The 23555-nt window shown below is 75.5% G+C and carries 17 protein-coding genes and 1 pseudogene; 8 read left to right on the plus strand and 10 right to left on the minus strand.

Annotated features, from left to right (window positions below):
• Both ACFWUQ_RS21165 and ACFWUQ_RS21170 read right to left on the minus strand, forming a co-directional pair.
• Nucleotides 1-663 (minus strand): annotated as a pseudogene (locus tag ACFWUQ_RS21165) (hypothetical protein); the annotation flags it as partial.
• A 67-nt stretch (nt 664-730) separates the two neighbouring features.
• Nucleotides 731-2707, minus strand: a complete 1977-nt coding sequence (locus tag ACFWUQ_RS21170; RefSeq protein ID WP_384540119.1) for an acetoacetate--CoA ligase — start codon at nt 2705-2707, stop codon at nt 731-733.
• 211 nt (nt 2708-2918) lie between these two features.
• Here ACFWUQ_RS21170 and ACFWUQ_RS21175 point away from each other — a divergent pair, with 211 nt between their 5' ends.
• The gene (locus ACFWUQ_RS21175) at nt 2919-5309 is read left to right on the plus strand and encodes a TIM-barrel domain-containing protein (protein WP_384540122.1); all 2391 of its coding nucleotides are present in this window, start codon (nt 2919-2921) and stop codon (nt 5307-5309) included.
• Nucleotides 5310-5536: 227 nt separating this feature from the next.
• Here the strand turns inward: ACFWUQ_RS21175 and ACFWUQ_RS21180 are convergent, their stop codons facing one another.
• On the minus strand, nt 5537-6058 hold the full coding sequence (locus tag ACFWUQ_RS21180) for an NUDIX domain-containing protein (protein WP_384540125.1): 522 nt from the start codon (nt 6056-6058) through the stop codon (nt 5537-5539).
• 23 nt (nt 6059-6081) lie between these two features.
• Here ACFWUQ_RS21180 and ACFWUQ_RS21185 point away from each other — a divergent pair, with 23 nt between their 5' ends.
• From ACFWUQ_RS21185 to ACFWUQ_RS21200, 4 genes are all read left to right on the plus strand, one after another.
• Nucleotides 6082-6948, plus strand: coding sequence for a M15 family metallopeptidase (locus tag ACFWUQ_RS21185; protein WP_384540127.1), 867 nt, complete (start codon nt 6082-6084; stop codon nt 6946-6948).
• 13 nt (nt 6949-6961) lie between these two features.
• A complete protein-coding gene (locus ACFWUQ_RS21190) occupies nt 6962-7300 on the plus strand; it encodes an Mpo1-like protein (RefSeq protein WP_384540130.1) in 339 nt (112 codons plus the stop codon).
• Between the two features lie 62 nt (nt 7301-7362).
• Nucleotides 7363-7836 (plus strand): Zn-ribbon domain-containing OB-fold protein, encoded by a 474-nt coding sequence (locus tag ACFWUQ_RS21195; RefSeq protein WP_384540133.1) that lies wholly within the window; start codon nt 7363-7365, stop codon nt 7834-7836.
• Nucleotides 7833-9023: a lipid-transfer protein gene (locus ACFWUQ_RS21200; protein ID WP_384540135.1), complete on the plus strand. Its 1191-nt coding sequence runs from the start codon at nt 7833-7835 to the stop codon at nt 9021-9023. Before ACFWUQ_RS21195 ends, ACFWUQ_RS21200 begins: the two co-directional genes overlap by 4 nt.
• A 223-nt stretch (nt 9024-9246) precedes the next feature.
• Here ACFWUQ_RS21200 and ACFWUQ_RS21205 read toward each other — a convergent pair whose 3' ends face one another.
• The 4 genes from ACFWUQ_RS21205 to ACFWUQ_RS21220 are packed head-to-tail and all read right to left on the minus strand — an operon-like array spanning nt 9247 to nt 13639.
• On the minus strand, nt 9247-9876 hold the full coding sequence (locus ACFWUQ_RS21205) for an ATP/GTP-binding protein (protein WP_384540138.1): 630 nt from the start codon (nt 9874-9876) through the stop codon (nt 9247-9249).
• Nucleotides 9857-10279 (minus strand): DUF742 domain-containing protein, encoded by a 423-nt coding sequence (locus ACFWUQ_RS21210; protein ID WP_384540141.1) that lies wholly within the window; start codon nt 10277-10279, stop codon nt 9857-9859. The genes ACFWUQ_RS21205 and ACFWUQ_RS21210 overlap by 20 nt, the downstream gene beginning before the upstream one ends.
• A gap of 10 nt (nt 10280-10289) precedes the next feature.
• Nucleotides 10290-10727: a roadblock/LC7 domain-containing protein gene (locus tag ACFWUQ_RS21215; protein ID WP_384540142.1), complete on the minus strand. Its 438-nt coding sequence runs from the start codon at nt 10725-10727 to the stop codon at nt 10290-10292.
• On the minus strand, nt 10724-13639 hold the full coding sequence (locus tag ACFWUQ_RS21220) for a nitrate- and nitrite sensing domain-containing protein (RefSeq protein ID WP_384540145.1): 2916 nt from the start codon (nt 13637-13639) through the stop codon (nt 10724-10726). The genes ACFWUQ_RS21215 and ACFWUQ_RS21220 overlap by 4 nt, the downstream gene beginning before the upstream one ends.
• A gap of 412 nt (nt 13640-14051) precedes the next feature.
• Between ACFWUQ_RS21220 and ACFWUQ_RS21225 the strand changes: the two genes are divergently transcribed.
• Nucleotides 14052-14576, plus strand: a complete 525-nt coding sequence (locus tag ACFWUQ_RS21225) for a hypothetical protein (RefSeq protein ID WP_384540148.1) — start codon at nt 14052-14054, stop codon at nt 14574-14576.
• An 84-nt stretch (nt 14577-14660) separates the two neighbouring features.
• Here the strand turns inward: ACFWUQ_RS21225 and ACFWUQ_RS21230 are convergent, their stop codons facing one another.
• The 3 genes from ACFWUQ_RS21230 to ACFWUQ_RS21240 all read right to left on the minus strand — a co-directional run bounded on the left by ACFWUQ_RS21230 (nt 14661) and on the right by ACFWUQ_RS21240 (nt 22016).
• Nucleotides 14661-19403, minus strand: a complete 4743-nt coding sequence (locus ACFWUQ_RS21230) for a hypothetical protein (protein WP_384540151.1) — start codon at nt 19401-19403, stop codon at nt 14661-14663.
• Between the two features lie 77 nt (nt 19404-19480).
• The gene (locus ACFWUQ_RS21235; RefSeq protein ID WP_384540154.1) at nt 19481-20401 is read right to left on the minus strand and encodes a hypothetical protein; all 921 of its coding nucleotides are present in this window, start codon (nt 20399-20401) and stop codon (nt 19481-19483) included.
• Between the two features lie 109 nt (nt 20402-20510).
• Nucleotides 20511-22016 carry a hypothetical protein gene (locus ACFWUQ_RS21240; protein ID WP_384540157.1) on the minus strand — a complete coding sequence of 502 codons (1506 nt, stop codon included), beginning with the start codon at nt 22014-22016 and terminating at the stop codon, nt 20511-20513.
• A gap of 117 nt (nt 22017-22133) precedes the next feature.
• Between ACFWUQ_RS21240 and ACFWUQ_RS21245 the strand changes: the two genes are divergently transcribed.
• Nucleotides 22134-22913, plus strand: coding sequence for a LamB/YcsF family protein (locus ACFWUQ_RS21245; RefSeq protein WP_384540180.1), 780 nt, complete (start codon nt 22134-22136; stop codon nt 22911-22913).
• Nucleotides 22910-23527 (plus strand): allophanate hydrolase subunit 1, encoded by a 618-nt coding sequence (locus ACFWUQ_RS21250; RefSeq protein ID WP_384540159.1) that lies wholly within the window; start codon nt 22910-22912, stop codon nt 23525-23527. Before ACFWUQ_RS21245 ends, ACFWUQ_RS21250 begins: the two co-directional genes overlap by 4 nt.
• Nucleotides 23528-23555: the final 28 nt, after the last annotated feature.

The raw sequence follows: 23555 nt of genomic DNA on the forward strand, positions 1-23555 counted from the left end.
CTTCGGGGGGGCCCCCTGCCTCCTGTGGGGTGGGGGGCGGGGCCCCGCGGCGCCCGTTTTGCTTCCGGGCCGGGGTGGGGCGCCCCCCAACGAGGCCCGGCCGATGTCCTCTCCGCAGTCCGCGCAGGGGCCGACCCCGGCGAGCAGGGCGGTGGCGTACTCCCAGGTGGCCTGCCGGACGGCCGCGTCGAGGAGGAGCGGGACGAGTTCGTCGACGGGCTGGCCGGTGTAGGGGAGGACGGCGGCGCGGCCCGCCAGTTCGGCGGTGAAGCGGCTGCGGGTCTCCGCGGTGTCCGGTTCCAGGCCGGTCTCGGTACAGAAGTCGGCGTACTCCTCGGGGTCGAAGAGGACGACGCTCGTGTGGATGCCCTGGGCCGCGAGGGACCGGAGCAGGTCGTCGACGTGGCGCAGGTAGTCGGCGTAGTCGTCGTGGTGGCCGAAGGTGAAGCTGCGGTAGACGCGCATGGCCGCGAAGTCCCCGGGGTCGGTCAGGAGTCCGACGGTGGCGGGGACCTCGCGGCGCAGCCGGCGGCGCCGCTCGGTCCTCGCGGCCCTCTTCGCCCCGGGCCCCGGGGCGGACTTCGACGCCTGCTCGGACCCGTGTCCGGGCGCGTGCTCCGGTGTGTGGTGCGGTGTGTGCTCCGGTGTGTGCTGCGGTGACATGGCTCCCCCTGGATGAGCGATCGATAGCTCACTCAGAGTAGTCGCCGCCACTGACAGTGACCGTCGGTCACTTGCGGGTGCGGGCCAGCTCCTCGTAGAAGTGGAGGAGGTCCAGGTTGTCCACGGAGCCCGGGTTCACCGCCTTGGCCAGGGGCGCGCCCTGGAGGAGCCGCTTGACGGGGACCTCGATCCGCTTGCCCGTGAGGGTGTGCGGGATGCCCGGCACCTCGATGACCTCGTCCGGTACGTGGCGCGGGGACAGCTCCTCGCGGATGGTCGCCTTGATCCGGGCGCGCAGGTCGTCGTCCAGGGCGGCGCCGGGGGCGAGGTGGACGAAGAGCGGCATCCAGTACCCGCCGTTCGGCTCCTCCAGGCCGATGACCAGGGACTCCTTGATCTCGGGCAGGCGCTCCACGGCCTCGTAGATGTCGGCGGAGCCCATCCGGACGCCCTGCCGGTTGAGGGTGGAGTCGGAGCGGCCGTGGATGACCACCGAGCCGTGGCCGGTGAGGGTGATCCAGTCACCGTGGCGCCAGGCGCCCGGGAACATGTCGAAGTAGCTGTCGCGGTAGCGGCTGCCGTCCGGGTCGTTCCAGAAGTGGATGGGCATGGACGGCATGGGGTTGGTGACGACGAGCTCGCCGACCTCGTCCACCACCGGCTTGCCGGAGGGGTCCCACGCCTGGAGGTCGGTACCCAGGCAGGCGGCCTGGAGCTCGCCGATGTGCACGGGGAGGGTGGGGACGGCCCCGGCGAAGCAGCTGCACACGTCCGTGCCGCCGCTGACGGACGCGATCCACAGGTCCTCGGCGACCTCGTCGTGCAGCCAGCGGAAGCCGTCGGGCGGCAGCGGGGAGCCGGTCGTGGCCACGCACTTCACCGCGGAGAGGTCGAAGTCGCGGGACGGGTGGACCTCGGCCTTGCGGCAGGCCATGACGTACGCGGCGGAGGTGCCGTACAGGGTGGCCCCGGTCCGCTCGGCGATACGCCACTGGGCGGCGGTGTCGGGGTAGCCCGGGCTGCCGTCGTAGAGCACGACGGTCGTGCCGGTGAGCAGGCCGGAGACGAGGAAGTTCCACATCATCCAGCCGGTGGAGGTGTACCAGAAGAAGCGGTCCCCCGGACCGAGGTCGCAGTGCAGGCCCAGCTGCTTGAGGTGTTCGAGGAGGATGCCGCCCTGGGACTGGACGATGGCCTTGGGGAGGCCGGTCGTACCGGAGGAGTACAGGACCCACAGGGGGTGCTCGAAGGGGACGGCCTCGAAGACGGGCTCGGTGTCCGCGGCGGTGAGGTCGGCCCACTCCAGGGCGCCCTCGGGGGCCGGCGTGCCCAGCAGCGGGATGTGGACGACGGCGCGCAGCGAGGGCAGGTCGGCCCGCAGGTCGGTGACGGTGTCGCGGCGGTCGTGCTCCTTGCCTCCGTAGCGGTAGCCGTCCACGGTGAACAGGACGACCGGTTCGACCTGCTGGAAGCGGTCGAGGACGCTGCGGGCGCCGAAGTCGGGCGCGCAGGAGGTCCAGACGCCGCCGACCGCGGCGGTGGCGAGGAGGGCCACGACCGCTTCGGGGATGTTCGGGAGGTAGCCGCTGACGCGGTCGCCGGGCCGGACGCCGAGGGCGCGCAGCTCGGCGGCGAGGGAGCCGACCTGGCGGCGCAGCTCGCCCCAGGTGACGGGGACGGCCTCGTGGGTCTCGTCCACGTACAGCAGCGCGGGCTCGCCGGCCCGGGTCGGGTCCTCGGCGGCGCGCAGGGCGTGCTCGGCGTAGTTGAGGGTGGCGCCGGCGAACCAGCGGGCACCGGGCATGGAGCGATCGGCGAGGACGGACTCGTACGGGGCGGTGAAGCGGACGTCGAACCATTCGGCGACGGCCTGCCAGAAGGTGTCGAGGGCGTCGACGGACCACTGGTGCAGGGCGTGGTAGCCGCCCTCGGCGGGGGCTCCGAAGCGCTCGGCGGCCCAGGCCTGGAAGGCGGTGATCCGGGCCTCGGCGATCCGGTCGGGGCCAGGGGCCCAGAGGGGTTCCGGCTGCGTGGCTGAGGTCATGGGTCGGCTCCCGGTCAAGTCTGCGGCTCGCGCTTCGTGTGCGTACGGTGCCATCGCGCGGGGGGTGGGCGCGCGGCGGCTCACTGGGACCATGCCATGTGATCGACATCCGCACCAGAGCTGTCCTGGACGGTCGGCTGTGATCCATTTCCGGGTGAACGGCAGTTGAACGCCGTACCCGGGGCCGGGAGCCGGTGGCAGGGTGATCGGCATGGACGGTCGTGATCTGGTACGTGCGGTCAAGGACATCGGTACGGAGCGCGGGCGGCGCGCCTGGCGCTCGGCGTGGCGCCACCGGCGCGTGGACGCGGAGGGGCTCCCGCGCCGGGGCGCGGAGCGGGCGCGGGTGCCGGGGCTGCTGACCGGTACGGAGGCCCGGCCGGGCGGCGGGGTCCTGCGGTTCGCGCGGTCGGAGCTGCTGGTACGGGTCACCGTGGGCGGGGCCGTGTTCTGGGGCTGGGACGGGGCGGAGCCGGAGCCCTCGTACGCGGTTCTGCGCGGCGGCCCCGAGCCCGACCCGCGGGCGTCGCTGGAGCCGGACACCGCGGGCGGGTGGCGCGTGGTGTCGGAGCGGGTGACGGTGGCGGTGTCTCGGCACGGGGCGGTGGAGGTGCGCACTCCGGGCGGGACGGTGCTGCGGCGGGATCTGCCGCCCCGGTGGTGGGAGCCGGCGGCCCGGGACGGCGGCGGGGCGGGCGCGGGCGGCAGTTCGGGCACGGGTGCGGGCGGCGGGGCGCGGTGGCTGCTGCGCAGCGAGCTGCCGGCGGACGCGCGGGTCTTCGGGCTGGGCGGCCGGGCGGCGGGGCCCCGGCTGCGGGACGGTTCGTACCGGCTGTGGAACACGGACCCCAAGGGCGGTTTCGGGCCGGGCGTCGACCCGCTGTACCTGACCATGCCGGTGCAGATGGTCGTCGCGGACGGCGGCACGCACCTGGTCTTCCACGACAACTCCTGGGACGGACGGGTGCTGCTGCGCGAGGGCGAGGAGGGCGCGGGTTCGGGGGCGGACCGCCCGGGGACGACCGAACTGCGCATGGAGGGCGGCCCGCTGAGGTGCTGGGTGCTGGTGGGGACGCCGGCCCGGGTGCTGCAGGGCTGGTCGGGGCTGACGGGCGCCGCCGCGGTGCCGCCGGAGTGGGCGCTGGGGTACCAGCACGCGCGGTGGGGGTTCGGGAGCGGGGCGGAGGTGCGGCGCGTGGTCGCGGCCTACGGCGCGCGCGGCTTACCGCTGTCGGCCGTCCACCTGGACATCGACCACTACGACGGGCACCGGGTGTTCACGGTGGACCGGCGGCGGTTCCCGGATCTGCCGGGCCTGGCGGCGGAGTTGCGGGAGCGGGGGGTGCGGCTCGTGTCGATCGTCGATCCGGCGGTGAAGACGGACGACGCGGTGCACGTGTCGGGGCGGGCGGTGGGTGCGGCGGGCGCGTTCGTACGGGACGCCCGGGGCGAGGAGGTGCGCGGCGAGGTCTGGCCGGGCGAGTGCGTGTACCCGGACTTCACCGACGCGGCGGTACGGGAGTGGTGGGGCGGCCTGTACGAGGAGCGGCTGGCGCAGGGGTTCGCCGGCTTCTGGCACGACATGAACGAGCCCGTGTCCTTCGCGCCGTTCGGGGATTCCACGCTGCCCCGGTCGGCGCGGCACTCGATGGACGGCGCGGGCGGGGACCACCGGGAGGGGCACAACGTCTACGCGCTGGGGATGGCGCGGGCGGGGTGGGAGGGGCTGGTGCGACTGCGGCCCGCCGAGCGGCCGTTCCTGTTCTCGCGGTCGGGGTGGGCGGGGATGCAGCGGTACGGGGGTTCGTGGTCGGGCGATGTGGAGACCAGCTGGGAGGGGCTGCGGGCCTCGTTGGCGCTGGTGCTGGGGCTCGGGTTGTGCGGGGTGCCGTACTCGGGGCCGGACGTCGGGGGCTTCGGGGGTTCCCCGTCGCCCGAGTTGTACCTGCGGTGGCTGCAACTGGGGTCGTACCTGCCGCTGTTCCGGACGCACTCGGCGATCTGGGCGGGGCGGCGGGAACCGTGGGAGTTCGGGGCGGAGGTGGAGGAGCACGCGCGGGAGGTGCTGGCGGAGCGGGAGCGGCTGCGGCCCTACTTCGTGACGCTGGCCCATCTGGCACGGCGGACGGGGGCGCCGTACGTGCGGCCGGTGTGGTGGGGGGCGCCGGAGGAGCGGGTGCTGCGGGACTGCGAGGACGCGTTCCTGCTCGGTGACGCGCTGCTGGTGGCGCCCGTGCTGGAGTGCGGAGCGGACCGGCGGGCGGTGCGGCTGCCGCGCGGCCGGTGGTACGACACGGCGACCGGGACGGCGTACGAGGGGCCCGGGCAGATCCTGCTGGACGCCCCCCGGGGCCGGATCCCGGTGCTGGCGCGGGCGGGGTCGGTGCTGCCGGTGCGCGCCGGGGCGGACGGCGCGGTGGCGCTGGAGGTGTGGGCCCCGGCGCGGGGCCGCACGGGCGGTGGCGTGGTGATCCGCGATCCGGGACCGGGGTTCGGGGCGGGCGAGGTCGAGCGGTACACCGTGCGGTGGGTCGGGGAGGCGGTGGTGGTGGAGGACGAGGCGGGGGGCGTGGTGGAGGACGTGGTGATGCGGGGTGCCTGACGGCTGCCCCCGGCGCCCGGGGCGGAGCCGCCGCGCGGCTTGAGAGGACCGCTGCCCGGACCGAAGCGTCGAACGACGGGATGGGAAGGGCCGCCGCCGGGACGTGGCGGGCTGCCGTGCGGCTTGGGAAGGCCCCCGCCGAGCCGGGGCGGGCTGCCGTGCGGCTTGAGGGGGCCGCCGCTCGGACGGGGAGGGGCGCCGAGCTGCCGGTGGGTCACCGGTCCGGGTCAGGTGTAGTGGCCCGCGAACCAGGCGGCGGCGGCTCGGGTGTGCAGGGGGAAGGCCAGGTCCTGCGGGGTGCGCAGGACGTGCCAGCCGGTGGTCTCGTCGGTGGGAGCCGACGCGGGGAGGCTGTCGGCCGGGCGGGCCGGGAGCAGGCCGAAGAGGAGCAGGTGCCCGCCCGGGGAGCTGAGGGCGTCGGCCAGCGCGACATCGGAGGCCGGGGCGGTGATGCCGGTCTCCTCGCGGAGCTCGCGGACGACGGCCTCGCGCCAGTCCTCGCCGAAGTCCATGAACCCGCCCGGCAGGGCCACGCCGCCGAGGGCCGGCTCGATGGTGCGGGTGATGACCACGAGGCCGGTGCCCTCGCTGTCCTCGACGGGCAGGAGTGCGACAGCGACGGGGAGGGGGTTGCGGTACGCGGTGGCGCCGCAGGCGGCGCAGCGGCGCGGCCAGGCGGCCGCCGCCGTACCGTACGGCGCTCCGCAGGTGGAGCAGTGCGCGTGCGAGTCCTTCAGCTGTGCCGGCATCCCGCGATGGTATGCCAAGGGGTATGCGGATGACTGCTGTTGCGGGTGTGCTCGCGGTACTGGCGGCCGGGACTGCCGGAGGTGCCCCGCCGGCGCCCTCCCCCGGGGCCGTGACGGGTGGAGCGCTCGTCGGGGCGGCCCACGGCACGGGCACCCTGCCGCCCGCTCACGCGGTGAACGGCTCCGGACCGGCGGGGCGTGCACCCGGCGACGGCGCGGGCGCTTCCGACGCGGGGGCCGGGGGCGTCGGTGGCCCGCCGCGGGGGTGGTTCGTGGCGGTGCGGGAGGTGGATCCGAGCGTGCGTGAGGACATGCGGTACGCCGGGGCGCGCAATTTCACCGGTGCGGTCGTGGACGGCTACGCGGAGCCGGTCTGCCTGCTCACCCGGCCCGCCGCCGAGGCGCTCCGGCGGGCGCAGCGGCGGCTGCTGCCGCGCGGGTACACGCTGCGGGTGTACGACTGCTACCGGCCGCAGCGCGCGGTGGACCGGTTCGTGCGGTGGGCCCGGGAGCCGGACGGCCCCGCCGACCTCGCGGCCAAGGCCGCCCACTACCCCCGGGTGGACCGCGCCCGGCTGATTCCCGAGGGGTACATCGCCGAGAAGTCCGGGCACAGTCGCGGCAGCACCCTCGACGTGACCCTGGAGCACCTGTCGGGACGGGCCGTGGACATGGGTACCCCGTTCGACTTCTTCGACCCGCGCTCGCACACCGACGACCCCGGGGCCGCCGACACCGTCCGCGCCAACCGCCGGCTGCTGCGGGGCGTGCTGGCGGAGCAGGGCTTCGTGAACCTCCCGGAGGAGTGGTGGCACTTCACCCACCGGCCCGAGGCCTTCCCCTCCACCTTCTTCGACTTCCCGGTCTCTGTCGCCTCCCTGCGGCCGTGAGTACCGTGCGCGCATGACCTTCCGTTCGTACGAGGAATTCTGGCCCTTCTACGTCGCCATGCACTCCCGCGCCGCGACCCGGTGGATCCATCTCACCGGCACCCTGACCGGGCTCGCGCTGGCGGCGTACGGCGTGGCGCGCGGCCGCAAGCGCTGGCTGGCGGCGCTGCCGCTGGCCGGATACGGGACCGCCTGGCCCGCGCACTTCCTGATCGAGGGGAACAACCCGGCGACCTTCGGGAATCCGGCGTGGTCGCTGCGCGGCGACGCACGGATGATCCGCATGATGCTGGCCGGGCGGGACGCCGAGCTGGCCGAGATCGCCCGGAAGTGGCTCGCCGAGAACCGGTGACCGCGAGGCCCGGCCGTGACAGACTTCTGACGATCCGTCAGATTGTCGGTTTGGGAGGGGTCTTGGCACTCACACGTACACCCGTCGTCAGCGGCTGGTTCACCGGATCCGCGTCGGACGGCGGCTTCCGGCTGCTCGGCACACGGTGCTCCGCCTGTACGGCCGTGTTCTTCCCGCGCGAGGACGCGTACTGCCGCAATCCGCACTGCCCCGGCGGCGGCGAACTCGCCGAGGTGCCGCTGTCCGCGCGCGGCCGGGTCTGGTCCTACACCGACGGGCGCTACCGGCCGCCCCCGCCGTACGTGTCCGACCCGGACGCGCCCTGGGAGCCCTACACGCTGGTCGCGGTCGAGCTCGCGGCCGAGGGGATGGTCGTCCTGGGGCAGGCGGCGCCGGGGGTGGGTACGGCCGACCTGGCCGTCGGGATGGAGGTCGAGGTGGTGGGCGGCGTCCTGAACGAGGACGCCGGGACCGCCTGGACGACCTGGCAGTTCCGGCCCGTGCCCGACGGCGGGCCCGAAGGGGGCGCGGCGTGAGCGCCGACGTCGCCGTCCTCGGGGCGGGAATGCACCCGTGGGGCAAGTGGGGCCGAAGCTTCGTCGAGTACGGGCGGGCCGCCGCGCGGGCGGCCCTGGCCGACGCCGGACTGGACTGGACCGACGTACCGTCGATCGTCGGCGCCGACACCGTGCGCTCCGGGTACCCGGGCTACGTGGCCGGGGCGACCTTCGCCCGGGCGCTCGGCTGGCAGGGCGCCCGGGTGACCAGCGTCTACGCGGCCTGCGCCTCCGGGGCGCAAGCCATCGGGGCGGCCCGCGCGCAGATCCTCGCCGGGCTGGCCGACGTGGTCCTCGTGGTGGGGGCGGACGCGGCGCCCAAGGGGTTCTTCGCCCCGGCGGGAGGCGACCGGCCGGACGATCCGGACTGGCTGCGGTTCCGCGTCCTGGGCGCCACGAACCCGGCGTACTTCGCGCTGTACGCGCGCCGGCGGATGGCCGTGTACGGGGACACGACGGAGGACTTCGCGCAGGTCAAGGTCAAGAACGCGGCAGCGGGGGCGCTCAATCCGAACGCCCGCTACCGCGTGGCTGTGACGGCCGGCGAGGTCGCCGCCTCGGCGGTGGTGGCCGACCCGCTGCGACTGCTCGACATCTGCGCCACCTCCGACGGGGGCGCGGCCCTGGTGCTCAGCAGCATGGACTTCGCGCGGGCGCGCGGCGTCGCGGACCCGGTGCGGATCCGGGCCGTCTCGACGGTGACACCCACCTATCCGCGTACCGTGCTGGACCTGCCCGACATCGCCACCGACTCCTCGGTGGCGGTCCGGCCCGCGCCGGGCTCCTTCCGGTCCTCGATCGCGAGCGCCGCGTACGAGGAGGCGGGGCTCGGGCCGCAGGACCTCTCGCTCGCCGAGGTGTACGACCTGTCGACGGCGCTCGAACTGGAGTGGTACGAGGACATCGGCCTCTGCGCGGAGGGCGAGGGGGCCAAGCTCCTCCGGGAGGGGGCGACAGCTCTGGGCGGGCGGGTGCCGGTCAACCCGAGCGGCGGGCTCGCCTCCTTCGGCGAGGCGGTACCGGCGCAGGCCATCGCCCAGGTCTGCGAGCTGACGTGGCAGTTGCGCGGCACGGCCGGGCGGCGGCAGGTTCCGGGAGCGCGGGCCGGGATCACCGCGAACCAGGGGCTGTTCGGGCACGGGTCGGCGGTCGTCGCCGTACGGTGAGGAGGCCGGAGCGGTTCGCGCGCACGGGGTGCTGTCCGAACGCTTGACGGCCCCCGGCGGCGGGTTCACACTCGCTCCACGGTCCCGTACCGCGACCGGAGTCCCGGATCCCGTATCCCGATTCCCCCGAGAGAGCTGCGGCCCGTACCCCAGTCGGCGGGGGTACGGGCCGCCTCCGCGTCAGGCCCGCTTCAGGCCCGCGCCGGACTCGGCGCGCGCCGGGTCAGCCGCCCGCCGCGATACTCCGGCGCCGGGCGGCACGGGCCAGCGACATGGCGTGCTCCACGACACCGACCAGTACGTCCTTCACCGACTCGCGGTCGCGCGCGTCGGTGAGCAGCACGGGCACGTCCGGGTCGAGGTCGAGCGCCTCGCGCACGGTCACCACCGGGTGCCGGTCCGCGCCGTCGAAGCAGTTGACCGCGACCACGAAGGGGATCCCGCGCCGCTCGAAGTAGTCGACCGCCGCGAAGCAGTCGGCGAGGCGCCGGGTGTCGGCGAGGACCACGGCGCCGAGCGAGCCCTGGGCCAGCTCGTCCCAGAGGAACCAGAACCGGTCCTGGCCGGGCGTCCCGAACAGGTACAGCACGAGGTCCTCGCGCAGGGTGATGCGCCCGAAGTCCATGGCCACGGTCGTGGTGCTCTTGCCCTCCACTCCCTCGATGTCGTCGATGCCGATACCGGGCTCCGAGAGGCGTTCCTCGGTCCGGAGCGGCCTGATCTCACTCACCGCACTGACCAGGGTGGTCTTGCCCACCCCGAAGCCGCCCGCGACCAGGATCTTCAAGGTCAGCGGCTCGACCGGCGACACGGCATGCATGGCACCGGTACGGCTAGAGCGCCCGAAGGCCATCGATCACCTCACGCAGAATGGATTCGTCGGGCAGTTCGGCCGGAGGTACCGGCCGGGTCACATGGACCAGTTCGTCATCGACCAGGTCGCCGATCAGGACGCGCACGACCCCGACGGCCAGGTCGAGTTCCGCCGCGAGTTCCGCGACCGACTGCGGGCGTTCCCGGCAGAGCCCGAGGATGTGGGCGTGCTCCGGGGACAGGGTCATGTCCCAGACCGGATCGTCGGCCGCCGGTTCGGCGACGACCAGTGCGATCAGGTCGAGCCGGTGCTGGCCCGCGTGGCTGGTCCGGCCGCGGGTCATCGCGTACGGGCGTACGACGGGGCCCGCCTCGTCGTCGAACCAGTGCGCGTGGTCGGGGGCGGGGGCGGCGCCGGTGGGGTCCTGGCCTGGTTCGCTCATGCCGTCCGTCTCACCCTCCGGCTGGCAGCCCGCTGCGCGGAGCGGTCGCCAGGTGGTCGCCCACCCGCTTGACCATCAGCGTCATCTCGTACGCGACCTGCCCGACGTCGGAGTCGGCGTCCGACAGGACGGCCAGGCAGCTGCCGTCGCCCGCCGCCATGACGAAGAGGAAGGCCTCGTCGAGCTCGACGACGGTCTGGCGGACCTTGCCGGACTCGAAGTGCCGGCCGACGCCCTTGGCCAGGCTGTGGAAGCCCGAGGCCACCGCCGCCAGGTGCTCGCTGTCCTCCCGGGTCAGGTCCTGGGAGCTGCCGGTGGGCAGGCCGTCGCCGGAGAGGACCACCGCCTTGCGGATGGAGCCGACCCGGTCGACGAGCTCGTCCAGGAGCCAGTTGAGCGGGCCGGAGCCACGGCCCCGGTTGTCGTTGCCGGTCTGCGGTGCGGTCATCGACCGTCCCCCTCGTTCTCGTTCGCGGGACCGCCGCCGGCGGAGGTGCCGGCTCCGGTCTCGGACTGCTGCTGTGCGTGCTGTGCGCGGCCCGCCGTCCAGCCGCGCTGGAGGGAGGACATGCGCGTACGCACGGCCTCCGCGTCGCGGTCGGCCACCTGGTCGGAGGCGTCGGGAGCGGGGGCCTGGGCGTTCTTCAGCTGGGGGGCGAGGTTCGCCTGGCGGACCCGGCGGGGCAGGGCTCCGCCGGCCGGGGCGGGTCCGACCCCTTCGGGAGCGGGGGCCCCGGCGGGCTTCGGGACGGCGGACACCGGGCGGGGCTCCACCCGGCGGCCGTGCTCGGCCACCAGGGTGGGGGCGGGGCGACGGCGCGGCAGCGGTACGGCGCCGGCCGGACGGGGCGAGTCCGGGCGCAACGGCTCCAGGCGCCCGGACTCAGGGCGCGCGGCGTCCAGACGCGCGATGTCCGGGCGCGCGGCATCCAGGCGCGCCGCGTCCAGGCGCGCGATGTCCGGGCGCGCCGCGTCCAGGCGGACCGGGCCGGTGGGTGCCAGCGGCTCTCGGGCACGGTCGGCCCGGCGGGCCTCGCCCCGCTCCCCGTGCCGGCCGGGCCGGCGGTCGGCGTGGCGGTCGGTGTGCGGCCGGTCCGCCGGACGGAGCCCCAGCAGGGCGCTGCGCGGCGTGCCGTTCGGCGGGGTCTCGTCGTCCAGGGTGGCCATGGCCGGGCGGTTGCCGGCCTGGCCGGTCCCGCCGGGGCCGGGGACCCCGGTGGGGGTCCCGGCCAGGGGCGCGGTGTCGAGGCTGTCCAGTGCCTCCAGGCCGACGACGTCGAGCGGAGCCTCCAGCTCCACCGGGCCGCGCAGCTCGGCGGCGGGCAGCGAGCGGCCCGCCGGGACGCGTTCCACCTCGGGGGCGGCCCGCTCGGACCCGCCCGGCCCGCCGCGGCTGCCGCGCACGGCCTTGACCGCCTTGCCGTTCCTGCCCGCGTCCAGCTTGAGTCCGGTACCGCTGGTCTCGGGGGCCTCGGTCAGCAGCGCCACGGGCAGGAAGACCACCGCGGTGGTTCCCCCGTACGGGCTGGGCTGGAGCACGACCTTGATCCCGTGGCGCTGGGCGAGCCGGCTGACCACGAACAGGCCGAGCCGGTCGGTGTCCGACAGTTCGAACTCGGGGGTCTCGGCGAGCCGGAGGTTGGCGTCGAGCAGCGCCTCCGGGGTCATGCCGAGGCCCCGGTCGTGGATCTCCAGGGTGAAGCCGTTGGCGACGCGCTCGCCGAGGACCTGGACCGCCGTGTGCGGCGGCGAGAACACGGTGGCGTTCTCCAGGAGTTCGGCGACGAGGTGGGTGACGTCCGCGACGGCGGGACCGGCGATGCCCAGGCGGGTGAGCCTGCGGACCTCGATGCGCTCGTAGTCCTCGACCTCGGCGACCGCGGCCCGTACGACGTCCATCAGCTGGATGGGCTTGCGCCACTGGCGGGAGGGCGCGGCGCCGGAGAGGATCACCAGTCCTTCGGCGTGGCGGCGCATGCGGGTGGTCATGTGGTCGAGGCGGAAGAGGTCGGCGAGCTCCTCGGTGTCCTCGGTGCGGCGCTCCATGGTGTCGAGGAGCGTCAACTGGCGATGCAGCAGCACCTGGTTGCGGCGGGCCAGGTTGACGAACACCTCGGAGACGCCCCGACGCAGCTCCGCCTGCTTGACGGCGGCCTCGACGGCGGCGCGCTGCAGGGTGTTGAGGGCCTGGCCGACCTGGCCGACCTCGTCCTTCTCGTACTCCAGGCGGGGCGCCTCGGTCTCGACGTCCACGTGCTCGCCGGCGGCGAGGCGGCGCATCACGCCCGGCAGGCGGACGCCGGAGGCCTCGTGGGCCTCCTTGCGGAGGCGGGAGAGGTCGCGGACGAGGTCGCGCCCGATGCGTACGGAGAGGACCAGGGAGACGGCGAGGGCGATGAAGCCGAGGATGCCGGCTACGGCGGCCTGGACCAGGACCTCCATCGCGACGGGCTCGACGCGCTTCTGGTAGCGGTCGCCGGCGTCGGTGCCCATGGCGGCGAGCTCGTCGAGGGCCTTGGTCGCGACCTCGTCCCACTGGGCGGCGGTGAGGCCGCGCGGGGGCTTGGCCGAGGCGGCGGCGAGGAAGCGTTCCTCCGCCTCGCGCAGGCCCTTGGTCTCGGGGCCTTGCCAGTACCGCTCGAAGAGCTCCCGGTCGGCGGTGGGCAGGATCGCGAGGTTGAACTCGTAGAGCAGGGTGCGGTTGGCGGCGAAGTCGGTGACGCGGCGGACGGAGGCCGCACTCACGTTCTGGGCGGCGAGGGCGGAGGCGATGACGGCGTCCTCGCGCGAGAGGGCCTCGCGGGCGCGGGTGATGCCGACGAGGGCGCGGCCCTGCTTGTCCATCTCCACGTCCTCCAGGGCGTGGAGGTTCATCAGGAAGTCGTAGCAGGGGTCGACGAGGCGGCTGTAGAGCTCCAGGGCCTGCGCGGGGTCGAGGGCGTTCTGGTCGACGGAGCGGCGCAGGGATCCGATGCCGTGGAAGGCGGCGAGGATGGAGCTCATGCGCTGGGCGTTCTGGGGGCTCAGCTCGTCGCCGACCTCGGGGTCCCGGGCGTTGGCGGTGAGCTTCTCGACGATCACGTCGGTCGCGGCGCGCCGCTTGCCGAGTTCGGCGTTGGCGGCGGAGGCGCGGGGGTCGCCGAGGACGACGAGGGTCTGGCGGCGCTCCTTCTGGATCTCGCGGACCACGTCCTCGATGGGGTAGCCGACCTTCTCGATGACGTGGGCCACGTCGAGGAGTTGGACGGCCTGGCGGCCGGTGAGGACCGTGGCGAAGCCCCAGAGGGCGGTCAGGGAGACGAGCGGCACAAGGAGCAACGCCACGATCTTCCGGCGGATGGACTTCCCGCGAAAGCGCATGGCCTCCCCAGCCTCCCCCAGCTCAACCCCGTGGTCGGGGGTCGGTGTTCCGTCATTTAAACGGCGTGAGCCTACTACTGCCACGGTGATGCCTCGAAGGCATGTCCGGACGTTTTCGGCCGGACCTCTGGACGAAGATCACGAGTTGTCCGATACTTCCGGTCAAGAGCGCCCCGATATGCGGCAGATGACACCTGGTGGGGCGTCAGTTCCCGCAATCCGATGGATGGCTGGAACTATTCGTTCCGCGATCTCCGTCGCCGGTGGGAGCCGCCGGTGAAAAGATCCCGATACGGGAATCTCCGGACGGCGCCGGACGTCTGTCTGTTCGAGGGGACACGTTGGGGTAGACGTGCGGGGACGGACAGGGCGAGCGGGCATGGCGGACCGCCTGGCGGGGAGTGAGCGGACCATGAGCGGATATGCGGACACCGGGTACGCGGGCAGCGGGTACGCGGGCAGGGCCGGCGCGGGCAGCGGGTACGCGGGCACGGGCGGCGCGGGCAGCGAGGTCGCGGGCGGGAGCGGCGCGGACGGCGGCATCGGCGCGGCGGCGCCCGGGTTGTGGGTGGAGGAGCCCGCGCTCCGGCGGCGGATGCCGGACCCGGTGCGGACGGCGGCGGTCCGGGCGGTGCTGATCGTGTCGGTGACGCTGATCCAGGCGACGGTCACGTTCTTCCTCACGCTCACCGGCTCCTGGCTGGCCCTGCCGATGGCCCTCGGGGCGATCGCGGGGACGATCGTCGCCACGTGGGGCGTGCTGGACGTGTGGATCACCCGGCAGGCGTGGAACCAGCGGTACGGGGTCCTGTCGCAGCCCAGCAGTACGGCGCGCGGGCGCCGCCGTGAAGCCCACCGGGCCGCGCGGGCCGCCCACGGCCGGGGGCCGCGCATACCCAGGGCCGAGGGCCCCCTCGCGGCCCCCGGCCGGCACTGAGGCCCGTCCCGTGGACCGCGGAGGCCGCCCGGCCGGCGCCCGGCGGCATCGGCCGCGGAGTCAGCTTCGGAGTCGGCCGCGACGTCAGCCGCGGCGGAACATCCGGGTCGCCGTGATCTCGCCGTGGATGGTCTCGGCCTCCGGGGACTGCTGCGGCAGGCCGGGGCGCAGGTGCTCCTCCACGCTGATGTACTTCAGGCCCGCCCGCAGGTCGGCGTCGTTGCGCAGCCGGATGACCAGCGGGAACTCGGCGAGCGCCGTGGTGTCGAACAGGCCCGTCGTGTAGAGCAGCTGGACCCCGAGCGCGTCGGAGACGGCCCGCTGGAGTTCCAGCAGGTAGGTGGCGTTCGCCCGCCCGATCGGGTTGTCCAGGAACAGCGTGCCCGCGTGCCGGTGCTTGTCCCGGCCCCGGTCGTTGCTCCGCAGGGCCGCCATCGTGCAGTACAGGGCGATCGCGGCGGTCAGCAGCTGCCCGCCGGAGAACACGTCGCCCATCTGCCCGACCGGCACCCGTTCGGCGCGCAGCACCGCGTCCGGCTTGAGGATCTCCACGGAGATCCCCTTGGGCTCCAGGGCCGCCTGGACTCCGCGCAGCAGCAGTGACATGCCGTCGCGGCGGCCCTCTCCGAAGGAGGCGGTGCTGTTCTTCCGCACGGCCGCGCGGGTCGCCTCGTCGATGACCTCGCCGAGCCGCTCGGTGAGGGTGGCCTGGTCGGGCTCCTCGAAGCGGATCCGGAGGAACTCCTGGCCCGACCACTCCCCCAGCCCCTCGGGGAGCTGGGACAGGCGCTGCGCCGAACGCAGCGTGGCGAGGGAGGATTCGACGAGGCCGCGCAGGCGGTCGACGATGCTGTCGCGGTTGCGTTCCAGCTGCGCCAGCTCGTCGGTCAGGACGCGCAGCCGCGGCGCGAAGGCCGAGGCCCAGGCGGCGGCGTGCTCGGGCAGGGCGGAGGCCGGCAGTTCCCGGATCTGCTGCCGGGCGGGGGTGCGTACCTGCTCGTAGCGGGTGGCGTTGGCGTGCCGGACCAGGATGTCGCTCGCCTCGCGCAGGGCGGCCTCGGCCGCCGAGAGGTCGGCCGCGCAGCCGCGCAGCGAGCGGCGGGCCTCGGTGGCCGACTGGCGGGCCTCCTCCAAGGTGCCCCGGTGGGGTGCGGGCTGCTGCTCGTCGTCCTGGTGGGTGTGGTCGCGCAGCAGGTCCCGCAGCAGGGCGGCGGTCTCCTCGAAGCCGCCCGCGCCGTCCTCGGCGGCGCGATGGGCGCGCAGCAGGTCGGCGTGGGCGGCCCGGGCGCTCTCGACCGCGGCGGTGTGGGCGGCGTGCTGGGCGGTGGCGGTGCGCAGCAGCGCCTGGGCGTGCTCGACGTCCTCGGGGACCAGTTCCGCGGGCAGGTCGGTGTGCGCGCCGCCCTCGGCGGGGGCGTGCCGTTCGGCCTCGCCGCGGAGCCGGCCGAGCTGCTCGCTCGCGGCGGACGCGCGGGTCTCCAGCATCTGTACGAGGGCCTCGGCGCGGGCCGCGGCGGCCTGGCGCGAGGGGCCGTCGGATCCGTCGGTGCCCTCCAGGAGCTGGGCGGCGCGCGTACGGACCTTGTTGGTGAGGCGGTCGAGTTCGGCGAGGGCGGCGCTCTCGTCGCTCTCGGCGCGGGCCTGCTCGGCGCGCAGGTCGGCGCCGACGCCGACCTTCTCGTAGAGCTGGGAGGCGGCGCGGTAGGCCTCGCGCAGGTCGGGGAGCGGCGGCCGGGGTCCGGCGGCCGGGGTGTCCGCGTCCTCGGGGAGCGGTTCGGGGGCGCCGGCGATCTCGGCGCGTTCGCCGCGCAGCGCGCGGGCGGTGCGGCGGGCGTCGTCGGCGGTGCGCTGGGCGGCCCGGCGGTCCTCGTCGGCGGCGCGGGCGCGGTCCAGGCAGACCTCGGCGCGGGCCTCGGACTCGGCGGCCTCGTCGGCCAGTTCGCGGAGCCTCGCCTGCCAGCCGGCGCGTTCGCGCAGCCGGTGGGCGAGGCCGGCGAGGGCGTCGGCGGCGCGGCGGGCGCGCTGGGCGGTGTCCTGGCGCTCGTCGCGCACCCGGGCGGCGTCAGAGGCGGCTTCGTCGGCCTCGGCGCGTACGGTCCGGGCCTGCGCGAGCTCGGCCTCGGCCTCCTCGGCGAAGGTACGGGCGGCGGCGGCCTGCTCGGCGAGTTCGGCGAGGCGGCCGGGCGGGCAGCCGGTGCGCCAGGAGGCGAGGCGGGCGGCGAGCTCGCGGTCCCCGGCGAGGCGGGCGGCCAGGTCGCGGATCTCGGTGTCGCGGGCGGTGGCGCGGGCGCGCAGCGTCCGGCGCTCCTCGTCGGCGGCGTGCTCGTCGTGCATGGCCGGGTTCGGCGGGACGATGAAGATGCCGGCCGCGTCGGAGCCGCCGTCCGCGCCGGCCGGCGGTACGGGGGCCAGCAGGGCGGCGGCGGTGCCGACGGCCACGGTGGAGCGGGGCAGCAGGGCGGCTCCGGAGAGCGCCTCCCGGGCGCGGCTGTGGGTGTCGGGGTCGGTGATGACGACGCCGTCGACGAGTTCGGGGCGGGCGGCGAGCACCGCGGCGTGGTCGGCGGGGTCCACGGCCTGGGCGAGGTAGCGCCAGCCGGGGAGGGCGGGAATGCCGTGCTCGCCGAGGTACTCGACGGTGGCGAGGACGTCGGGGCCGGGCGGCAGCAGCCCCCCGTCGCCGAGCGCGCCGAGGATGCGGGAGTCGTCGGCGGCGGCGGTGCGCAGGTCGAAGAGCTGGCGTTCGGCGGCGGCGACGGTGTCGGTGAGCAGCGCGCGCAGGTCCTCGGCGTTGCGGTCGAGGTCCTCGGCGGTGAGCCGGCCGGCGGTCGGGGCCGGGGTGGTGGCCGCGGCTCGGTGGGCCGCGGCCTGTACCCCGCCGGGAGCTCCGGGGCCCGCGGCGGCCTGCGCCGTGTGCGCGGGCCGGCCGGGTGCGGCGCGGCCGTCGCCCGAACGGGGCGCCGGGACCGGGGCGTCGGCGGCCGACGGCAGGCCCAGGAGCTCGGCGAGGCGCGGCGCGGCCGCGAGGGAGGCGGCGGCGCGGAGTTCCGCGCCGTGGACGGCCTCGGCGGCTTCGGCCGCGTCGGCGGCGCGGGCGGCGGTGAGCTCGGCGCGGGATTGCGCGGCGGTGGCCTCGCGGGCGGCCTCGGCAGTGGTCCGTGCGGCCTCGCGGGCCTCGTCCCAGGCGGCCACGGCCGTCTTCTCGGCGTCGGCGGCGGCGAGCGCGGCGCGTGCCGGGTCCGCGTCGGGGGCGGAGTCGTCGAGCCAGCCGGCGCGGACTGCCTCGGCGGTCTCCTGCTGGACCTCGCCCAGGCGCGAGCGGAGGTGCTGCGCCTCGCTGCGGGCGCGCTGCGCGGCCGTGGCGGCGGCGGTGGCGTCGCGGTGGGCGGCCTCGCCGGTCGCCTGGAGGGCGGCGGAACGCTCCTCCTCCTCGTTGGCGACCCGCTCGCCCTGCTCGGAGGCGGTGTGCAGGGCCCGTACGAGTTCGGCGGCGGCCCGGGAGCGGGCGGCGAGCGCCGGGGCGGCGTCCCGCTCGGCCTCCAGGATCGCGGCGGCGACCCGGGCCGAGCGGTCGGCGGCGGCGCGGTGGCGCAGGACGTTCTCGGCGGCCTGCCAGGCGGAGTGCAGCGTGCGTGCTTCGAGGAGTTCGCGGCGCTGGGCGGCGGCGGCCCTGTCGGCGACGGTCAGGGCCAGCGAGGCGTGCCGGTAGGCGAGTTCCGCGGACACGGCGGCGCTGCGGGCCCGGGTGGACTCGGCGGCGGTGACCTGGTGGGCGGCGGCGGTGACCCGCTGGGCGAGGTCGGCGGCGAGGCCGCGCTCCTCGGTGGCGCGGGCGGACAGCCGCCGGGCGAGGGTGCGCGTACGGCGTTCCGCGCCCGCGTGCACGTCGCGGAGCCGGGAGCGGGTCGCGGCGGCTTCGGTGATCCGGTGCAGGAGGTCCACCGAGCCGGCCGTGAACTCGCGTTCGGCCATCAGCTCGGAGCGGCGCCCGAGCTTGTTCCCGAAGCCGTGGACGAGGTCGGCGAGGCCGTCGGTGTCGCGGGTGTCGGTGACGGCGCGCAGCAGGAGGTCGGTGAAGTCGGAGTCCTTCTTGACCGCGAAGAGGCCGGCGGCCTCGCCCTCGTCGGCGTTCATCTCGCGCTGGTAGCGGAAGAGTTCCGGGTCGAGGCCGAGCTCGGTGAGGTGCTCGTTCCAGCGGTCGTGGATCTCCTCCCAGTACACCTCCAGGTGCGGGTACGCCTTGCCCGCGTCCGTGAGGGCGTCGCGGAAGCCCTTCATGGTGCGGCGGCGGCCGCGGGCGCCGGAGACGCCCTCGACGGGCGGGCGGACGGTGGTGGCCTCGGCGACGGGGAGGCTGTCGAGGCTCAGGCCCGGTCCGGGGCGGAAGGAGTACCAGGCCTCGGCGAACTTGCGCGGGTCGTTGGAGACCTGGCGTCCGCGCCATTCGCTGACCTTGCCGACGACGACGCACTCGCCGGTCCGGGTGTGCTGCCACTCCAGGGCGACGTGTCCGCAGTCGTCGGCGAGGAGGAACTTGCGGAGTACGCCCGAGCTGGCGCCGCCCAGGGTGTTGCGGTGGCCGGGCAGCATCACCGAGAAGATCAGCTTGAGCAGGACCGACTTGCCGCCGCCGTTCTCCAGGAAGAGGACGCCGGCGGGGGCGGGGCGGCGCGGCGGGCCGGTGGGCTCGTCCGCGAAGAACTCCGCCTGGGCGGGTGCCGGGTGGGGCACCGGCTCGCCGACTCCGCGCAGGTCGAGCACCGTGTCGGCGTAGCGCGCGCCGGCGGGCCCGATGGAGTAGAGGCGGATCCGGGACAGCTCGTACATGCGGCGGACTCTCGTGGTCTCTCGTGGTTCGGTCGTTCGGGGGCGGGTGGCGCGGGGGCCGGTTGCGGGGGCGGCGCCTAGGCGTGGAAGGGGAGTCCGGCGTCGGCGGCCAGGTCCAGGTCGTCGCCCTCGGGCGGGGGCAGGAGGGTGGCGCTGCCGTCGCTGACGGGGACCACGCCGAGTTCGAGGAGTTCGGCCATGGCCGCGCTGCCCGCCATGTCGCGGACCTGGAGCTGGTAGCGCGGGGTGGTGCGGTAGGTGCCGCCCGCGTCGTCCCCGGTGCGCTGGAGGAAGCCGGACTCCGTGAGGAAGGCGGCGGCCTTGCCGACGATGCCGGTGGTGGAGCCGGCGAGGCGGCGGGCGTCCTTGGTGGCCCCCGTCGAGCTGCGGCGGGCGTAGACGCGCCAGGCGGCCTCCAGGCCGGGGGCGTCGCTGGCCGGGTCGGTGTTCTCGCCGAGCTCCTCGGCGCGCTCCTCCAGGCGGCGGCAGGTCTGGCGGACGAAGGCGTCGACGCCGTTGACGGTGATGCGGCCGATGTAGCCGTCGTCGGCGAGGTCCTCGGGGCGGGGGAAGGCGAGGGCCGCCACGGCGAGGTGGGCCAGGCCGTGCAGGAAGCGGTCGGCGGAGTCGGCAGTGGTGCGGCGGGCGTAGTCGCCCATGCGGACGGCGAAGACGGAGTCCTCGCCCGCGGCGACGGCCATGCCCGCGCGCGAGGACACCTCCAGGACGACGAGGCCGAGGCCGGTGGCGACGGCGTCGGCGAGGCGGCCGAAGGCCGGGTCCTCCCGGTAGCGGCGCAGCAGTTCGGCGTACTCGGCGTCGCGGGCGGGCAGCAGCTTGGGCTGCAGCCCGAAGGCGACGAGCCGGGCCCCGTCGGCGGCGTCGGCGGGGGTCACGGGCGCGGCCGCCGAGGCCGTGGCCGTCGCCGGGGCGGATGCGGGACCGGCCGGGGCGTCGGGCTCGCTCCACGCGGGGTGCTCGGCGTGGTGGTCGCTCACTGGTACGTCTCCTCGGCGGTGCGGTGGTGCGCGGCGGTGCGGTGCGGTGGGGCGGCGGAGCCGCCGGGCGCGGTTCGGGTACGGGTCCCGGTGCCGGGCCCGAGGGGGGTCATGAGGCTTCCGCGCGGTCGGCCGCCATGCCCGCGGCGTCCAGCAGGGCGGTGCCGACGATCAGGTCGGCGCCGCCGAACTCGGGGTCGTCGAGCTGCGTGCCGTCGTCCACCGCGAAGAGCAGCCGCTCCTCGCCCTGGCGGTAGGCGGTGCCCACGGCCGGGCTCGCGGCGTGCACGGCGAGCAGCGCCACCAGGTACGGCAGGTCGCCGTCCTCCCGGCGGGCCTCGGCGAGGAGCCCCGACAGGCGGCGGGGCGCGTCGTGCGGCAGGTCCAGCAGCCGCATCGCGGCGGCGAGCTGCTCCTCGCTGAAGCGGCTGTCGTCCGGGGTGGCGATGAGGTCGGGCTCGGGCATCTCGACGCCCAGGTGCTCCCGCTCGACGGGCGGCGTCAGCAGGATCTCCACGAGGTCGGCGACGCGGACCGAGACGGGGGTCCGCAGGCCCGTACCGGCCGCGAAGAAGGCGTCCGTGACCCGGCGGGCCTGTGCGACGGGGAGCGGCAGCACCGGTGCGACGAGCTGGCCGTACAGGTCGATGCCCGAGCGCGGGGCGGGGGCCGCGAAGGCCTGCCGGTCCTGTTCGGCGCGGAAGAGCGGGCCGGCGTCGAGCAGCCGGGACTGGAGCTGGGTGTGGCGGCGGATGCAGTCCTTGACGATGTCGACGAGCTCGGCCGCGCGCCGCTTGTTCTCGGGCTCCTCCGCCTCGTCGCGCGCCTTGCGGATGTTGGTCAGGATCGCGTTCTCGTGCCGGTAGCGGTCCGCGACGTGGTCCAGGGCTTCCGCGATCATGTCGGGCACGGCCTGGAGCCAGTCCACCGCCCGCACGTTGCGCCGGGTGGCGTCGAGGGTCCGGCGCAGGGTCTCGGCGTACTGCACGGTGCGGTAGCGGGCCTGTTCGGCCGCGAGCTGGGCGTCGGCGAGGCGGCCGCGGCTGATCAGCACCTCCAGCTTGACCTCGGCCGCGATCTGGGCGCTGGTGACGTCGGTGTCGAGGGCGCCGACGAGTACGTTGACGGCCTCGTCGGTGGTGCGCAGGTAGACCGCGCCGCCGTGGCCCGGTACCTCTTCGATCAGCTTGAAGTCGTAGTCCCGCCGGACGTAGGCCCCGTCGGGGCCGAACGTGCCGTAGATGGCGCGGAAGCCCCGGTCCACGCTGCCGACGTTGACGAGGTTCTCCAGCACCCAGCGGGCCACCCGCTCGTGCTCGGCGGCCGGGCGGGCGGGGGCCTGCGCGGCGACGCGCGGCAGCAGCCGGGCCACTATCTGGTCGTGGTCGGCGCCCGTGTCGAAGTCCATGTTGAGCGTGACCAGGTCGATCGCGGCGAGTGCGACCTCGGCCATGGCGTAGACGCCGTACTCGCCCGCCAGGTTGGCCTTGCGCACGTCGAGGTCGTGGAGCGGGGCGGTGCAGGCGAGGGCGCGCAGCCGCCGGGCCAGGCCCTCGTCGGCGGCCGGGCCCGGCGCCGGGGACGGAAGGGTCTTCGCCGGGGCGGGGAGAGTCACGGGCAAAGACTAGGCGCTGACCCGGACAACAACCCAAACGGCATGGTTCGGCCGGATCGTCCCCGGCTTCCGGGCAGGAGGGCGAGGCCGCTGTTCTACGCTCACGGCATGGCTTCCATGATCACACCTGCCGCGGTCGCGATCGATCTCAACGCGGACCTGGGCGAGGGCTTCGGGCGCTGGACGCTCACGGACGACGAGGCGCTGCTGTCCGTGGTCACGAGTGCCAATGTCGCCTGCGGTTTCCATGCCGGCGACCCGTCCATCATGCGCCGGGTCTGCGAGCTGGCCGCCGCGCGGGGGGTGCGGATCGGCGCCCAGGTCGCCTACCGGGACCTGGCGGGCTTCGGGCGGCGTGCGATGGACGTGCCGGCCGGGGAACTGGCGGACGAGGTGGCCTACCAGATCGGCGCCCTGGAGGTGTTCGCGCGGGCGGCCGGCTCCCGGGTCTCCTATGTGAAACCGCACGGCGCGTTGTACAACCGGACGGTGCACGACGCCGAGCAGGCAGCCGCGGTGGTCGCGGGCGTCCGGCTGGCCGCCGGGGACGCCGGGCTGCCGGTACTGGGGCTGCCCGGGTCGCTGCTGCTCGCGGCAGCCGTGTCGGCCGGGCTGGAGGCCGTGCCGGAAGCCTTCGCCGACCGGGCGTACACACCGGCCGGGACGCTGCTGCCGCGCTCCGAACCGGGCGCGGTGCTGCACGACCCCGACGCCGTCGTGGCCCGGGCCGTGCGGATGGCGGCCCGGGGATCGGTGGCCGCCGCCGACGGATCGGCGGTGCCGGTGTCGGCGCGCTCGCTGTGCCTGCACGGGGACACCCCGGGGGCCGCGGGGCTCGCCGTGCGGGTCCGGGAGGCCCTGGGCGCGGCCGGGGTCCGGGTGGAGGCCTTCGCATGAGGAGCCTGGTGACGGGCGCCGACGGGCTGCTGATCGAGCTGGACTCGGCCGCCGAGGTGGCCGCCCTCCACGCGGAGCTGGTGCGGCGCCGCGCCGCGGGCGAGCTGGGCCCCGTACGGGACCTGGTCCCGGCCGCGCGGACCGTCCTCCTGGACGGCGTCCGGGATCCGGCGGCGCTCGGGGCCCGGATCGAGCGGTGGGAGGTGCCGCCGCTCGCGGTGACCGAGGGGCCGCTGGTGAGCGTGCCGGTGCGCTACGACGGGCCGGACCTTGCGGAGGTGGCCCGGCTGTGGGGGGTCGCGCCCGGCGAGGTCGGGGGCGTGGTCGGTGCCACCGTCTTCCGGGTGGCGTTCTGCGGGTTCGCGCCCGGATTCGGCTACCTGACCGGGCTGGCGGAGCGCTTCCACCTCCCCCGGCGCGCCACTCCCCGCACGGCCGTCCCGGCGGGCTCGCTGGCCCTGGCGGGCGAGTACGCGGGGGTCTACCCGCGCTCCTCCCCCGGCGGCTGGCAGCTGATCGGGTCCACGGACGCGGTCCTGTGGGACGTACGGCGGGAGCCGGCGGCGCTGTTCGCCCCCGGGGTGCGGGTGCGGTTCACGGAGGAGGGCGCGTGAGCGGGACGGGACGTACGGGGGCAGGCGC

This window comes from Streptomyces sp. NPDC058662 (genome assembly GCF_042716255.1).
Taxonomy (GTDB): Bacteria; Actinomycetota; Actinomycetes; order Streptomycetales; family Streptomycetaceae; genus Streptomyces.